Genomic DNA, 13,703 nt, shown 5'->3' with positions numbered 1-13,703 from the left:
TGGTGCCAGAGTCGTCCCGGCGCACCGCTCAGGAAGCGTGCTCGTGACCTGCCGAGGCCGCCACGATCCGCACCGCTTCCTCGGCGGTGTCCACGAGCTGCAGCAGCGACAGGTCCTTGGCCGAGATGGTGCCCTCCGCGAGCAGGGTGCCCTTGATCCAGTCCAGGAGCGGTCGCCAGTAGTCGATGCCGATGAGCACGATGGGGAAGGAGGTCACCTTGCCGGTCTGCACCAGTGTCATCGCCTCGAAGAGTTCGTCGAGGGTTCCGAAGCCGCCCGGCAACACGACGAAACCGCTGGCGTACTTCACGAACATGGTCTTGCGGGCGAAGAAGTACCGGAAGTTGATGCCGAGGTCCACCCACTCGTTCATGCCCTGCTCGAACGGCAGCTCGATGCCGAGTCCCACAGAGGTCCCGCCCGCCTCGCAGGCACCTTTGTTGGCAGCCTCCATGGCGCCCGGTCCTCCCCCGGTGATGACGGCGTAGCCGGCTTCGACGAGCCGGCGGCCCACCTCCTCACCTATGGCGTAGAAGGAGGAATCCCGGTCCGTCCGGGCCGAACCGAAGACACTGATGGCGGGACCGAGGTCGGCCAGGGTTCCGAAGCCCTCCACGAACTCGCTCTGGATACGCAGCACGCGCCATGGATCGGTGCGGACGAATCCGCCCGTATCGTCGGCATCGAGCAGCATGTTGTCCGACTGAGGGATCGCGGCCTGGCTACGCCTCAGCTCGACCGATCCCCTGCGCCGGGCCGGCTGTCCCGCTGCGATCCTGGTCGGGCGGTCGCCGCCCGTGCCGTTCGCACTGCCCGCGGGAAGCCTATCGGAGCCCGCGGGGACGTCGTCGTGCGTGGTGGAGGGCCGGACATCGTCGTTGGCCGCCGGGTGCTGGGAGGGAGACATCCACCTAGGCTAACCAACCGGGCGCGCCGCGGGGATCTTTGATTGCTCTTGAATCACAATCCACGCCATTCCGCTGCTTCGTATTGCCGGGAAGGAATAGTTCGCTACATTTCTCCCATGACCAGTGAACCGCAACCGACTACGCCCGCGTCCTCGGGAAGCCCCCTCGTCTCGCTCAGGAACGTGAACAAGCACTTCGGGGACCTGCACGTCCTCCGCGACATCAATCTCGATGTAGCCCGCGGCGAGGTCGTAGTCGTGATCGGCCCGTCCGGCTCCGGCAAGTCAACCCTCTGCCGCGCGATCAATCGCCTCGAGACGATCGACGACGGCGAGATCACCATCGACGGCAAGGTGCTCCCCGCAGAGGGCAAGGCGCTGGCGAAACTCCGGGCCGACGTCGGCATGGTGTTCCAGTCCTTCAATCTCTTCGCGCACAAGTCGATCCTCGAGAACGTGACGCTCGGACCGATCAAGGTGCGGGGCATGAAGGGCGGCGAGGCCAAGGATCTCGCGATGTCCCTGCTCAAGCGCGTCGGGGTCGACAACCAGGCGCAGAAGCTCCCCGCCCAGCTGTCCGGCGGCCAGCAGCAGCGCGTGGCCATCGCCCGCGCCCTCGCCATGAAGCCCAAGGTCATGCTGTTCGACGAGCCCACGTCCGCTCTCGACCCGGAGATGATCAACGAGGTCCTCGATGCCATGGTGTCCCTGGCCAGGGAGGGCATGACCATGATCGTGGTGACCCACGAGATGGGCTTCGCCCGCAGGGCCGCCGACCGCGTGATCTTCATGGCCGACGGCCAGATCATGGAGCAGGCCACGCCCGAGGAGTTCTTCGACAACCCGAAGAGCGACCGCGCCAAGGACTTCCTCGGCAAGATCCTCTCGCACTGACCCCCACTCATCACCAGCACCCATCAGGCCCTCGAAGGCCGCAACACAAGGAGAACCCATGCAGAAGACCCGATACGCAGCAGCCGCGGTGGCCGCGGTGGCCGCACTGACACTGTCCGCCTGTGGCGGCGGCGACAGCGCCGAAGGAGAGAGCGGCGGCGAGGCCGGCGGTGAGACCGTCCGCATCGGTATCAAGTTCGATCAGCCCGGGCTCGGTTTCGACGAGGGCGGCTCCTACTCGGGCTTCGACGTCGACGTCGCGAAGTACGTCGCGGGCGAACTCGGCTTCAGCGAGGACCAGATCGAGTTCGTGGAGGCCCCCTCCGCCAACCGCGAGAACCTGCTGTCCAACAACCAGGTGGACATGATCTTCGCGACCTACTCCATCACGGACACCCGCAAGGAGACGGTCGATTTCGCCGGACCGTACTTCGTGGCAGGCCAGGACCTCCTCGTCCCCACCGACAGCGACATCGCGGGTCCCGAGGACCTCGAGGGCAAGAACCTCTGCTCCGTGACCGGCTCCACCTCGGCCCAGAAGATCAAGGACCAGTACCCGGGCGTGCAGCTCGTCGAGCAGCCGGGCTACGCCGAGTGCGTCACCGCGATGGGCGGCGGCCAGATCGACGCCGTCACCACCGATGACATCATCCTCGCCGGCCTGGCCGCGCAGGAGTCCAACGCAGGCAAGTTCAAGGTCGTCGGCAACACGTTCTCCGAGGAGAACTACGGCGTCGGACTGCCGAAGGGCAGCACCGAGCGTTGCGAGCAGATCAACGAGGCCATCACCAAGATGATCGACGACGGTGCATGGGAAGAGGCGATCACCAACAACACCGAAGGTGCCGACTACACCTTCAACGCGGAGCTCAACCCGCCCACCCCCGCACCCTGCGCCTAGCATCGCTTCCATTGGTGGGGTGGTCCGCACGGACCACCCCACCAATGCCATGTTCCCCACCACGAAAGAGGTGAACCGTGGAGAACTACCTGTCTCTGTTCGAGACGTACAACGTGCCCGCGGCCTTCTGGGTCAACATCCAGCTGTCCTTCTGGGCAGCCATCATCGCCCTGGTCATCGGCACGGTGCTGGCGCTGTTCCGCATCTCCCCGATCGCGAGCCTGCAGTGGTTCGGCGCGGCATACGTCAACATCTTCCGCAACACGCCCCTGACGATCATTCTCGCGTTCGGTTTCCTCGGTCTGTTCTCCGTCATGCAGATCAGTCTCGCGACCGACCTGAACGTCAGTCTCTTCCGGATCGCGATCGTCGGGTTGGCGCTCTACCACGCGGCCTTCGTGTGCGAGGCGATCCGCAGCGGCGTCAACACCGTCCCGCTCGGCCAGGCGGAAGCGGCCCGGGCCATCGGCCTGAGCTTCCTCCCGGCAGCGCGCCTCATCATCCTGCCGCAAGCCTTCCGCGGAGCCATCGCACCGCTCGGCAACGTGCTGATCGCCCTCATCAAGAACTCGACGGTAGCGGCTGCAGGCTCCGTCGCCGCCGAGTCGTCGAGCCTCATGAAGACCATGATCGAGTTCCGCTCGGACCTCGTGATCCCGATCTTCCTCACCTTCGCCCTGGGCTTCGTGGTCCTGGTGATCCCCATCGGGCTCCTCACCACCTGGGCCTCACGGAAACTGGCGGTGGCACGATGAGCGCTCAGCAGGTCCTCTTCGATGCGCCCGGTCCCCGCGCCCGGCGCATCATCCTGATCGGCAACATCATCGGTGTGCTGATCGTTCTCGCGATCGTCGCCTGGATCATCTCGGCGCTGGCGGACAAGGGCCAGTTCGCCGGCAGCATGTGGGCCCCCTTCCTGGAGTCGCGGACCTGGGAGTTCTTCATCCTGCCCGGACTGCTCAACACGCTGAAGGCCGCCGGCATCTCGATCGTGACGTCGGTCCTGTTCGGACTGGTCTTCGGCGTCGGTCGCCTTTCGCACTCCGCCCCCATCCGCTGGGCAGCGGGCGTCGTCGTCGAATTCCTCCGCGCCGTGCCCGTGCTGCTGATGATGATCTTCTTCTGGCTGGCGCTCGGCAGCTCCGGGTCGGTCAAACCCCAGGATGCACCCCTCATCGCGGTGGTCGTCGCCCTGACGCTCTACAACGGGTCGGTCATCGCCGAACTCGTGCGCTCCGGCGTGCACGGGCTGCCCAAGGGCCAGCGCGAGGCGGGGATGGCCATCGGCCTGACGAGGAACCAGTCACTGCGGAACGTCGAGGTGCCGCAGGCGCTGATCGCGATGCTTCCTGCCCTGATCAGCCAGTTCGTGGTGATCCTCAAGGACTCCGCGCTCGGCTTCATCATCACCTACCCCGAGCTGCTGCAGTACACGCGCCGCCTCGGGGTCGGGGAGGGCAACGTGATCCCGTCCCTGTTCGTGGCTGCGGCGATCTTCATCATCATCAATTTCGCCCTGTCGACGCTCGCCACGCGGCTCTCCGTCCTGCTGAGTTTCAGGACGAAGGCGAAGCCTGCAGCGAAGGGGTCCATCGTCATGGACGCCGCGTCGACCTGATCCACGCATAACGCGGGTACGGCACGACGACGAAGGGCCCGGCAGCCGCCGGGCCCTTCGTCGTCTTCCGTCCTTCGTCGTTTCGCCTTCGTCGTCTCCGTGCTGCGGCCGCTCGTGCCGGCCGGTGCCGGCTTCGACCCGGCCGTCACAGCTGCGAGGTCACGACAACCAGGTGACCATGGCCTGGAGGCACGCCCGTACGGCGTCGGCGTGCACGTGCTCGTCGTCCGTGTGTGCGAGGAGCGGATCGCCCGGGCCGAAGTTGACCGCGGGCACGCCGAGGGCGCTGAAGCGCGCGACGTCCGTCCAGCCGTATTTCGGTTTGGGCTCGGCGCCCACGGCGGCGACGAAGGCGGCCGCTGCAGGGTGATGCAGCCCCGGCCGGGCTCCGGCAGCAGCGTCCGTGCGCTCGATCGCGAAACCCTCGAGCAGCACATGGACGTACTCCTCGGCCTGCTCGGGAGACTTGTCCGGTGCGAAACGGTAGTTCACCTCGATGACCGTGCCGTCCGGGATCACGTTGCCGGCCGTACCGCCCGAGATCCTCACCGCGTTGAGGCTCTCCCGGTAGTCGAGGCCATCAACGTGAACGGTGGCGGGCTCGTGGTCGCGCAGCCGCACCAGCACCTCGGCGGCGCCGTGGATCGCGTTGACGCCCATCCAGGCGCGGGCGGAGTGGGCGGCCTTGCCGGCTGTCCGCACCTCGAACCGGGCGGTTCCGTTGCAGCCGCCCTCGACCGTACCGTCCGTCGGTTCCAGGAGGACCGCGAAATCGGCCCTCAGCCACTCCGGCTGGGAGCGTGCAACCCGCCCGAGGCCGCTGAGGGACGCTTCCACCTCCTCGTGATCGTAGAAGATGAAGGTGATGTCGCGCGTGGGCTCGGTCAGGGCAGCCGCAAGTGCCAGCTGCACGGCCACCCCGCCCTTCATGTCGGTGGCACCCCGGCCGAACAGGGTCTCCCCCTCCCACGACGACGGCACGATCCCGCGGGATCCGGGAACGCCTGGCAGCGGCACCGTGTCGATGTGTCCCGCGAGGATGACCCTCTCGGAACGCCCGAGCTGCGTCCTCGCCATGATGCAGTCGCCGTCGCGGATGACCTCGAGGTGTTCCAGCGGACGCAGCGCACGCTCGATGGCGTCGGCGATGCCTGCCTCGTTCCCGGAGACGCTCTCGACGTCGATCAGTCGGGCGGTCAGGTGAGCGACGTCGGAGGTGAGATCGAGCTCCAGCGGGGGTGTCTGAATCATGCTGCAACACTATCCCTCGGTAGACTTCTGCCCATGACTTCTTCCCTGCCCAGCTCATCCCTGCCCGCCTCCCAGCGTGCCGCCGGCGGTACCGGCCTCGCCACCGTGGCTGCGGACGGCGTCGTCCTGGACACCTGGTTCCCCGCTCCGTGGCTCGGGGAGGACACGCTGGACGACGGAGGGAAGCAGGAGCTGCGCGACACCCTCGAGGCCCTCGCCCAGCAGGGTGTGGACAACGCGCGGAAGGTCACGCAGCGCGTCGTCGACGTCGAGCTGGACCTCGACGCCGCACCCGCCGGCACCGAGGATGCCTACCTCAGGCTCCACCTCCTCTCCCACCGGCTCGTGCAGCCCAACACGATCAACCTCGACGGCGTCTTCGGGCTCCTTGCCAACGTCGTCTGGACGAATCACGGTCCGGCGTCCGTGCAGGGCTTCGAGACCGTTCGGGCGGCCCTCCGGGCACGCGGGCCTGTCGCCGTCTACGGGGTGGACAAGTTCCCCCGCATGGTGGACTACGTCGTGCCGACCGGCGTGCGGATCGCGGACGCCGACCGCGTGCGCCTCGGAGCGCACCTTGCCGACGGCACCACGGTCATGCACGAGGGATTCGTGAACTTCAACGCGGGAACACTCGGTCACTCGATGGTCGAGGGCCGCATCTCGGCGGGCGTCGTCGTCGGCGACGGCTCTGATGTCGGTGGTGGCGCCTCGATCATGGGCACCCTCTCCGGCGGCGGAAGAGAGCGCGTGACGATCGGCGAGCGCTGCCTGCTGGGAGCCGAATCGGGCGTGGGCATCTCCCTCGGGAACGATTGCGTCGTCGAGGCGGGCCTGTACCTGACGGCGGGAACGAAGGTGACGCTGCAGGACGGAACGCTCGTCAAGGCGAAGGACCTCTCCGGCGAGCACGGCATCCTGTTCCTGCGCAATTCCGTCACGGGAGCGGTCGAGGCCCGCCCGCGCACCGGTGAGGGCATCGCGCTCAATCCGGCCCTGCACGCCAACTAGGGCATGACCCGGTACCCGCCCTCTGCTGCCGTCCGCCGTCGTCGTCGACGGGTACGCAGCGCAGCCATGCTCACGGCGCTCGCAGCCGTCGTCGTCGGCGGAGCCGTGGTCGCCGTTCACCAGCTCGAGGACAGCGAGGTCCTGGTCCGGGAGCACTGCAGTGCCACCGTGGGCTCGGACACCTTCGAACTCACGCCCACGCAGGCCGGGAACGCGGCCCTCATCTCCGGCGTGGCCGTCAGCCGCGGCCTTCCCGCGCGGGCTGCCTCGATAGCCATCGCGACCGCCATCCAGGAGTCACGGCTCGAGAACATCGACTACGGCGACGACGCCGGGCCGGATTCCCGCGGCCTGTTCCAGCAGCGCCCCTCGCAGGGTTGGGGCACGGAGGAGCAGGTCATGGCACCGCTCTACGCCACCGGCGCGTTCTACGACGCGCTCGTCCAGGTGCCGGGCTACGAGGCCCTGCCGATCACCGAGGCGGCCCAGACCGTGCAGCGGTCGGCCTACCCGGAGGCGTACGCGGATCACGAGCCGGAGGGCCGTGCGTTCGCCTCTGCCCTGACGGGGAACTCCCCTGCGGCACTCAACTGCACGCTGCGCGAACCGGACGGGTCCGGGGACGTCCTGGCGGTCTCGTCCGCCCTGGACGAAGTGTTCGGACCGCTCGGTGGCGTGGCCGACGGCCACCGCCTGACGATGCAGGTCACCGGCACCACGGGCTGGGCGGCCGCCCAGTGGGCGGTGGCGAATGCCTCGACCCACCGCATCACGTCGGTGGCCTACTCGGGCCTCGAGTGGGTGCGGGAGGACGACGGCTGGACGCCGACGACGTCCGCCGACGGCACGCTCACTGTCACTGTCGCAGCAGCCACGCCCTGAGCACGATTCATGCAGAGGGCCGCAGCGGTGCCGTGGAAGCCCGAACGGGCCTCAGGCCAGCATCCTGACCACGGGCTCCACGTAGCTGCGAAAGGAGCGTTCGTCGTCGAACAGTTCCTGACACATGAGGAGCTTGTCCGGTTCCACCCACCACGCGCGGTGGACGCCCAGCGGCAGCTCGATGACCTCGAGGGTGAAGCGCCGCGCAGCTCGGCCGAGTTCCAGTTCACGTTCTTGCACCATCCGCGCCAGCAGGTACTCGACGGTCTCCACCCCGCGGGCACCGACGTGCAGCGCATACTCGGCACACCGTTCCTCCGCCCACTCCATCGCCGCGCCGACGTGTGCCCTCAGCAGCGCCTTCAGCGCATCCATCCCGTCGAGGGCCTCGAACAGCGGAGGCATGGGCAGCAGGGCGTCGCTGATGCGGTGCCGCAGGAGCCCGTGCCACCATGCGTCCCACTCGACCCTCAGGGCGGCCGGACCCCCCACGGGTCCGGTGAGGCGCCGGGTGTCGACGACCCGGACCGGCGGGATGACCGGTGGAAGCGCCGGGCGCCCTACCCCCCGCAGCCCCGCGCAATCGCGCAGGTAGAGCGCCACGAGGAGGACCTCGGACGTGTCCACCGTGAAATGGGCGCCGTAGCCGGGTTCGGAGTACGACATGGGCCTCCTTCGTACCACTCAGGCTGCTCCTACAGTAATCCCCGGGCGCGCTCCGCTCCAGAGCCGGGCCGACACCGCAGGAGCGTAGGAGGAGCGCAGGCAGGGCACCGACCTAGGATGGAGGAATGAGAATCCTCGTTACCGGTGGAAGCGGCTATATCGGCTCGCACACCGTCCTGACCCTCCTCGACCACGGCCATGACGTCGTCGTGGTCGACAATCTCCTGAACTCCACGCGGACCTCCCTCGAGCGCGTCGCCGCTCTTGCCGGCCGCACCCCGACGTTCCACCAGGCGGACCTCCTCGACGAGCCGCGCCTGCGGGCCATCTTCGCGGAGGAGCACGTGGACGCCGTCATTCATTTCGCCGGGCTGAAGGCAGTGGGCGAGTCGGTCGAGAAGCCGCTGTACTACTACCACAACAATGTGGGCGGCACGCTGAACCTGCTGCGCGTGATGGATGACGCCGGCGTCCGGACCCTCGTCTTCAGCTCTTCCGCGACGGTGTACGGCGCCTCGGAGGAGGTGCCGCTGACCGAGAAGCTACCGCTGGACGCCACCAACCCGTACGGACGCACCAAGGAGCAGATCGAGGACATCCTCTCCGATCTCGGGGCAGCGGACGGCCGCTGGAACATCGCGCTGCTGCGGTACTTCAACCCGGTGGGCGCGCACGCCTCGGGCACGATCGGCGAGGACCCGACCGGTATCCCCAACAACCTCCTGCCCTTCGTGGCACAGGTCGCGGTGGGCCGGCGCGAGAAGGTCCTGGTCTTCGGCAATGACTACCCGACCCCGGACGGCACGGGCGTCCGCGACTACATCCACGTCGTCGATCTCGCCGAGGGTCACCTCGCCGCTCTCGACTACCTCGTGTCGCATGGCGGCGTGCGCACCTGGAACCTGGGTACCGGGAACGGCTCCTCGGTCCTCGAGGTCCTCTCCGCGTTCTCCGCCGCCGTCGGCCGGGACATCCCGTACGAGTTCGCTCCCCGCCGTCCAGGAGACGCCGCGGTGAGCTACGCCGATCCGTCGTCGGCCCTCGCCGACCTCGGCTGGTCAGCGACACGCACTCTCTCCGAGATGTGCGAGGACCACTGGCGCTGGCAGAAGAACAACCCGCAGGGCTACGCGGCGGCTACCGGCGAGTAGACGCGCCGGTCCCCGGTAGGTAGCGGTAGACCGCGACCCCGCCGTCATGGCCCCCGCAGGTACGGAAAAGGCCGCCCATCCGACGGGATGGGCGGCCTTTCGCGTTCAGACCCTCGACGGGGTCAGCTCGCCGGGTAGTGGCGCTCTCCCTCGCCCGTGTACAGCTGCCTCGGGCGGCCGATCTTGGTCTGCGGATCCTGCATCATCTCGCGCCACTGGGCGATCCACCCGGGCAGGCGGCCGATGGCGAAGAGGACGGTGAACATCTTCTCCGGGAACCCCATGGCCTTGTAGATGAGGCCGGTGTAGAAGTCGACGTTCGGGTACAGCTTCCGCTCGATGAAGTAGTCGTCGGCGAGGGCCTTCTCCTCGAGCCGCATGGCGATGTCGAGGAGCTCGTCGTTCCCGCCGAGCTTCGAGAGGATGTCGTGCGCGGTCGCCTTGACGATCTTCGCGCGCGGATCGTAGTTCTTGTAGACGCGGTGCCCGAAGCCCATGAGCTTCACGCCGTCTTCCTTCTTCTTGACCTTCTCCATGAAGTCCTCCGGCTGCATGCCCTTGGCCTGGATGTCGCGGAGCATGTTCAGCACGGCCTCGTTCGCACCGCCGTGCAGCGGGCCGAAGAGCGCGTTGATACCGGCGGACACCGACGCGAACATGTTGGCGTTCGAGCTTCCGACAAGACGCACCGTCGACGTCGAGCAGTTCTGCTCGTGATCCGCGTGCAGGATGAGCAGCAGATCCAGCGCCTTCACCATCATGGGATCGAGATCGTAGGGCTCGGCGGGCAACCCGAAGGAGAGCCGCAGGAAGTTCTCCACGAGGTTCATGGAGTTGTCCGGGTAGAGCATCGGCTGGCCGATGGACTTCTTGTGGGCGTAGGCCGCGATGACGGGGAGCTTCGCCATGAGGCGGAAGGTGGAAAGCTCCACCTGCTCGTCGTCGAACGGGTCCAGCGAGTCCTGATAGAAGGTCGACAGCGCGGAGACGGCGGAGGACAGCACGGGCATGGGGTGCGCGTCGCGCGGGAAACCGCCGAAGAAGCCCTTGAGCTCCTCGTGCAGGAGGGTGTGGCGCCGGATGCGGCCGTCGAACGCGCTCAGTTCCTCGGGCGTCGGCAGGTTGCCGTAGATGAGCAGGTAGGACACCTCGAGGAAGCTCGAGTTCTTGGCGAGCTCCTCGATGGGATACCCGCGATAGCGGAGGATACCGGCGTCACCGTCGATGTAGGTGATCGCGGACGTCGTGGCCGCCGTGTTCATGAAGCCGGGGTCGAACGTGACCTGGCCCGTCTGCTTCAGCAGTTTCGACACGTCGTAGCCGTTGTTGCCTTCGACAGCGGGCACCAGCGGCAGGCTGAGTTCCCCGCCGTCATAGTGGAGGGAAGCAGCATTCTGCTCGGTCATTGATTCTCCTTCAGGAGCCGGAGCGAGGTTGTCGCCACGAATCATCGCTGCGCAGGAGGACACGGGTCACTCCGGCGCTCGCACAGTCAGCAAGAACGCTACCGCCCACGGTGCCCTGATCACTAATCCTCCTGCCTTTCGCAGGGACCGGCGCTCAGCGCCTCGCGCCGTCGAGTCGGGCGACGGCTGCTTCGATCCTCTCGTCGCTGCCTGTCAGCGCTACACGGATGAAGCCCTCACCCGCGTCGCCGTAGAACGTGCCCGGCCCGGCGAGGATCCCGAGCCCGGCGAGCCACCCGATGGTGTCCCACGTCGGCCTGCCGTCGGACGCCCAGAGGTAGAGACCGGCCTCGGAACCACTGATCGTGAAGCCCGCGGCTTCCAGGGCCGGGATGAGCAGGGCACGACGACGGCGGTACAGGTCCTTCTGCTGCGACACGTGCACATCGTCCCCGAGCGCCACACGCATCGCTTCCTGGACGGGGTAGGGAACGATCATGCCGGCGTGCTTGCGGGTGTTGACGAGATTTGCCACGATCTTCGGATCGCCCGCCGTGAAGGCAGCGCGGTAGCCCGCGAGGTTCGACTGCTTGCTCAGGGAGTACACGGCGAGCAGGAGGTCGTGGGTTCCACCGCACACTCTGGGGTCGAGCACGCTGGGCACGGCTTCGCCGCCGTCCGCGGGGTCCCACCGACCCCACCCGAGTTCGCCGTAGCATTCGTCGGAAGCGACCACGACGCCGAGGGAACGGGCATCGGCGACGATGGCGCGGAGGGCATCGACGCCGAGCACCTCGCCCGTCGGGTTGCCCGGCGAGTTAATCCACACGAGGCGCACGCGCGCGCGGACGTCCGCCGGGAGGTCGGCAAGCGAATCGGCGGCGACCGGCGTCGCACCGGCGAGGTGAGCACCGATGTCGTAGGTGGGGTAGGCGACGGAGGGGCGGACGACGACGTCCCCCTCGCCCAGCCCGAGCAGCAGGGGCAGCCACGCAACCAGTTCCTTGGATCCCACGGTGGGCAGGATGTCCTTCGGGTCCAGCCCGGGGACACCCCTCCGTCGCGCGAACCAGGCGCTGATCGACTCGCGCAGCGCGGCCGTCCCGTGCGTGGTCGGGTACCCGTGGGCGTCGGCTGCGGAGGCCAGGGCCGACCGGATGAGCTGGGGTGTCGGATCGATCGGCGTGCCGATGGAGAGGTTGACCACGCCGTCGTCGTGACGCGAGGCGATCTCCTGGTAGGGCGCCATCGCGTCCCACGGGTAATCGGGCAGGTGCAGGCCGAACGCGGTCGGCTCCCCGTCCGCCACTAGGCGGGCTGGTTCTGGGGCGGCAGGGCGGCGATGATCGGGTGGTCGAACCCGGTGTTGCCGACCTTGGCCGCTCCGCCGGGTGAACCGAGGTCGTCGAAGAACTCCACGTTCGCCTTGTAGTACTCGGCCCACTGCTCCGGGGTGTCGTCCTCGTAGTAGATCGCCTCGACGGGGCACACGGGCTCACACGCGCCGCAGTCCACGCATTCATCCGGGTGGATGTAGAGCGATCGATCGCCCTCATAGATGCAGTCCACAGGGCACTCTTCGATACAGGCCTTGTCCTTGACATCCACGCATGGCTGCGCGATTACGTAGGTCACTTCCCACGCCTTTCCTTGTGACTGGGTCCGCTGCCGCACCCGCGGTGCGGTTTCCAGCTTAACGCAACGGCCCACCACGGCAGGACGACGGACCGCCGGCCGGCCACGGACCACGATCGGCGCGGATGCGCCTACCCTTGATGCGTGCAGACACCCGCCGCCCTCCTCGCATCGCTCCCCCTGATGACGAGGGTCGTCGTCCGCCGGCGCCTCGAGGACGGAGCGACGGACTCGCTCGGTGACCTCGTCGCCCTCGATGCGACCACATGTACCGTGCGCACCCGCAGGGGTGACGACGTCGTCCTGCTCGCCGACGTCGTGGCAGCGAAGCCCGTGCCGCCTGCGCCACCGCGGCGGGCTCCACGAAGGCCTCCGTCAGGTTCTGAGCCAGGAGTCCAGTGACACGCAGGTGCAGCCGCTCAGTCGGTCGGCGCCTCCGACACAGGCGCCTCCCCTACGGGGGCCTCCGCATGACGCATGACGAGCGCCGCGCCGATCAGGACGGCCGAGAAGAGCGGGAGCACCGTCATCAGCGCCGAGTAGCCGGCAGTGACCAGGGTGGCGACGGGTGCACTCTGCCCAGGATCAGGCAACCCGACGTTGGCGAGGATCAGTGGCCCCGCCATCAACAGCACGACAGCCGCGACTCCCAGGCCGACTCCCCACTGGAATGTGCGTCTCCTCAAGCTCACTGCGTCGCTGCGGTCCATACAATCCCCCGTTGATTCATCCGCCACTGGTGCATGCCTACCGAAGCACGATTGGCCCAGGAGGGCAACGCCTGGGAGCGGAACTTACCTGATCCGCGATGAATCTGTCCCGCAGCGGACCCTTCAGTGATTGGGACCTGTCAATGGGGCAGCTCTTTCCCCGTACAATCGACGGATGGAAAGAGACGAGGACCTCCAGGCACGGAGCCGGGCGCTCAGCTCCCCCGTCAGGCTCCGCATCCTCCGACTGTGCCTCCACAAGCCGAGGACCAACAAGGAGATCTCGGGGATCCTCGACCTCAATCCGGCCACGGCACTGCACCACGTCCGCACTTTGCTGTCCACCGGATTCCTCGCCGCCGAGGACGCCAGGACGGGTAACCGCGGCGCGAAGGAGATCCCCTACCGGGCAACGGGTCTCTCCTGGGGGAGCCGCATGCCCAACGCGGCTCCCGTCCTCGTGGAGACGTTCCTCCAGGAGATCGAGGGACTGCAGCCGTCCGAGATCGACGTGTGGCGACTGGGGGTCAGACTCAACGACGAGCACCGCGCAGAGATGATGGGTCGGATCCGGGAGGTCTTCGAGGACTACGTCCAGCGAGGGCCTGACGACGACGGCACGGCCACCTCGATCATGCTGGCCCATCATCTCGACCGAACGGCCGACTGAA

The 13,703-nt window shown here is 67.5% G+C and carries 16 protein-coding genes; 9 read left to right on the top strand and 7 right to left on the bottom strand.

From position 1 onward, the window contains the following. Window positions 1–28: 28 nt before the first annotated feature. A complete protein-coding gene (locus tag FDK12_RS01505; protein ID WP_137367905.1) occupies window positions 29–907 on the bottom strand; it encodes a TIGR00730 family Rossman fold protein in 879 nt (292 codons plus the stop codon). A 117-nt stretch (window positions 908–1,024) separates the two neighbouring features. Between FDK12_RS01505 and FDK12_RS01500 the strand changes: the two genes are divergently transcribed. From FDK12_RS01500 to FDK12_RS01485, 4 genes are all read left to right on the top strand, one after another. Beyond that, window positions 1,025–1,801: an amino acid ABC transporter ATP-binding protein gene (locus FDK12_RS01500; RefSeq protein WP_137367904.1), complete on the top strand. Its 777-nt coding sequence runs from the start codon at window positions 1,025–1,027 to the stop codon at window positions 1,799–1,801. Between the two features lie 58 nt (window positions 1,802–1,859). After that, window positions 1,860–2,702 carry a glutamate ABC transporter substrate-binding protein gene (locus tag FDK12_RS01495; protein ID WP_137367903.1) on the top strand — a complete coding sequence of 281 codons (843 nt, stop codon included), beginning with the start codon at window positions 1,860–1,862 and terminating at the stop codon, window positions 2,700–2,702. 77 nt (window positions 2,703–2,779) lie between these two features. After that, the gene (locus FDK12_RS01490; RefSeq protein WP_137367902.1) at window positions 2,780–3,457 is read left to right on the top strand and encodes an amino acid ABC transporter permease; all 678 of its coding nucleotides are present in this window, start codon (window positions 2,780–2,782) and stop codon (window positions 3,455–3,457) included. After that, window positions 3,454–4,320 (top strand): amino acid ABC transporter permease, encoded by an 867-nt coding sequence (locus FDK12_RS01485; RefSeq protein ID WP_137367901.1) that lies wholly within the window; start codon window positions 3,454–3,456, stop codon window positions 4,318–4,320. The genes FDK12_RS01490 and FDK12_RS01485 overlap by 4 nt, the downstream gene beginning before the upstream one ends. A 159-nt stretch (window positions 4,321–4,479) precedes the next feature. On the opposite strand, the gene dapE is transcribed toward FDK12_RS01485, so the two are convergent. Then, window positions 4,480–5,571 carry a succinyl-diaminopimelate desuccinylase gene (gene dapE / locus FDK12_RS01480; RefSeq protein WP_137367900.1) on the bottom strand — a complete coding sequence of 364 codons (1,092 nt, stop codon included), beginning with the start codon at window positions 5,569–5,571 and terminating at the stop codon, window positions 4,480–4,482. 33 nt (window positions 5,572–5,604) lie between these two features. Between dapE and dapD the strand changes: the two genes are divergently transcribed. Together dapD and FDK12_RS01470 are read left to right on the top strand one after the other, a co-directional pair. Continuing rightward, the gene (gene dapD / locus FDK12_RS01475; RefSeq protein ID WP_137367899.1) at window positions 5,605–6,582 is read left to right on the top strand and encodes a 2,3,4,5-tetrahydropyridine-2,6-dicarboxylate N-succinyltransferase; all 978 of its coding nucleotides are present in this window, start codon (window positions 5,605–5,607) and stop codon (window positions 6,580–6,582) included. 66 nt (window positions 6,583–6,648) lie between these two features. After that, entirely contained in the window at window positions 6,649–7,464 is an 816-nt protein-coding gene (locus FDK12_RS01470) for a hypothetical protein (protein WP_189636224.1), read from the top strand. Between the two features lie 51 nt (window positions 7,465–7,515). Here the strand turns inward: FDK12_RS01470 and FDK12_RS01465 are convergent, their stop codons facing one another. Then, on the bottom strand, window positions 7,516–8,130 hold the full coding sequence (locus FDK12_RS01465) for a hypothetical protein (RefSeq protein ID WP_137367897.1): 615 nt from the start codon (window positions 8,128–8,130) through the stop codon (window positions 7,516–7,518). A 125-nt stretch (window positions 8,131–8,255) separates the two neighbouring features. Here FDK12_RS01465 and galE point away from each other — a divergent pair, with 125 nt between their 5' ends. Then, a complete protein-coding gene (gene galE / locus FDK12_RS01460; RefSeq protein ID WP_137367896.1) occupies window positions 8,256–9,281 on the top strand; it encodes a UDP-glucose 4-epimerase GalE in 1,026 nt (341 codons plus the stop codon). 122 nt (window positions 9,282–9,403) lie between these two features. On the opposite strand, the gene FDK12_RS01455 is transcribed toward galE, so the two are convergent. The 3 genes from FDK12_RS01455 to fdxA all read right to left on the bottom strand — a co-directional run bounded on the left by FDK12_RS01455 (window position 9,404) and on the right by fdxA (window position 12,322). After that, window positions 9,404–10,687 carry a citrate synthase gene (locus FDK12_RS01455; protein ID WP_137367895.1) on the bottom strand — a complete coding sequence of 428 codons (1,284 nt, stop codon included), beginning with the start codon at window positions 10,685–10,687 and terminating at the stop codon, window positions 9,404–9,406. 154 nt (window positions 10,688–10,841) lie between these two features. Next, complete coding sequence (gene dapC, locus FDK12_RS01450) at window positions 10,842–11,996, bottom strand: succinyldiaminopimelate transaminase (RefSeq protein ID WP_223263015.1); 1,155 nt, start codon at window positions 11,994–11,996, stop codon at window positions 10,842–10,844. Further along, window positions 11,996–12,322: a ferredoxin gene (fdxA, locus tag FDK12_RS01445; protein ID WP_137367894.1), complete on the bottom strand. Its 327-nt coding sequence runs from the start codon at window positions 12,320–12,322 to the stop codon at window positions 11,996–11,998. Before fdxA ends, dapC begins: the two co-directional genes overlap by 1 nt. A gap of 144 nt (window positions 12,323–12,466) precedes the next feature. Between fdxA and FDK12_RS01440 the strand changes: the two genes are divergently transcribed. Further along, window positions 12,467–12,724 carry a hypothetical protein gene (locus tag FDK12_RS01440; protein ID WP_317616698.1) on the top strand — a complete coding sequence of 86 codons (258 nt, stop codon included), beginning with the start codon at window positions 12,467–12,469 and terminating at the stop codon, window positions 12,722–12,724. Between the two features lie 17 nt (window positions 12,725–12,741). Here the strand turns inward: FDK12_RS01440 and FDK12_RS01435 are convergent, their stop codons facing one another. Continuing rightward, a complete protein-coding gene (locus FDK12_RS01435) occupies window positions 12,742–13,008 on the bottom strand; it encodes a hypothetical protein (protein WP_137367893.1) in 267 nt (88 codons plus the stop codon). A gap of 199 nt (window positions 13,009–13,207) precedes the next feature. Here FDK12_RS01435 and FDK12_RS01430 point away from each other — a divergent pair, with 199 nt between their 5' ends. Beyond that, window positions 13,208–13,702: an ArsR/SmtB family transcription factor gene (locus FDK12_RS01430; RefSeq protein WP_137367892.1), complete on the top strand. Its 495-nt coding sequence runs from the start codon at window positions 13,208–13,210 to the stop codon at window positions 13,700–13,702. The last annotated feature ends 1 nt before the right edge of the window (window position 13,703 follow it).

It is taken from the genome of Arthrobacter sp. NamB2, assembly GCF_005281365.1.
Lineage (GTDB): Bacteria > Actinomycetota > Actinomycetes > Actinomycetales > Micrococcaceae > Arthrobacter_D.
The sequence above is the reverse complement of the archived record's forward strand: the minus strand, read 5'-3'. Positions and strand labels throughout refer to the sequence as shown.

What these genes read in the sequence shown, in the direction of transcription:
- dapD (WP_137367899.1), top strand. Translation starts at nt 5,605, where the DNA reads ATGACTTCTTCCCTGCCCAGCTCATCCCTGCCCGCCTCCCAGCGTGCC.
- FDK12_RS01505 (WP_137367905.1), bottom strand. Translation starts at nt 907, where the DNA reads ATGTCTCCCTCCCAGCACCCGGCGGCCAACGACGATGTCCGGCCCTCC.
- FDK12_RS01500 (WP_137367904.1), top strand. Translation starts at nt 1,025, where the DNA reads ATGACCAGTGAACCGCAACCGACTACGCCCGCGTCCTCGGGAAGCCCC.
- FDK12_RS01495 (WP_137367903.1), top strand. Translation starts at nt 1,860, where the DNA reads ATGCAGAAGACCCGATACGCAGCAGCCGCGGTGGCCGCGGTGGCCGCA.
- FDK12_RS01465 (WP_137367897.1), bottom strand. Translation starts at nt 8,130, where the DNA reads ATGTCGTACTCCGAACCCGGCTACGGCGCCCATTTCACGGTGGACACG.
- FDK12_RS01455 (WP_137367895.1), bottom strand. Translation starts at nt 10,687, where the DNA reads ATGACCGAGCAGAATGCTGCTTCCCTCCACTATGACGGCGGGGAACTC.
- FDK12_RS01470 (WP_189636224.1), top strand. Translation starts at nt 6,649, where the DNA reads ATGCTCACGGCGCTCGCAGCCGTCGTCGTCGGCGGAGCCGTGGTCGCC.
- galE (WP_137367896.1), top strand. Translation starts at nt 8,256, where the DNA reads ATGAGAATCCTCGTTACCGGTGGAAGCGGCTATATCGGCTCGCACACC.
- dapE (WP_137367900.1), bottom strand. Translation starts at nt 5,571, where the DNA reads ATGATTCAGACACCCCCGCTGGAGCTCGATCTCACCTCCGACGTCGCT.
- FDK12_RS01485 (WP_137367901.1), top strand. Translation starts at nt 3,454, where the DNA reads ATGAGCGCTCAGCAGGTCCTCTTCGATGCGCCCGGTCCCCGCGCCCGG.
- FDK12_RS01430 (WP_137367892.1), top strand. Translation starts at nt 13,208, where the DNA reads ATGGAAAGAGACGAGGACCTCCAGGCACGGAGCCGGGCGCTCAGCTCC.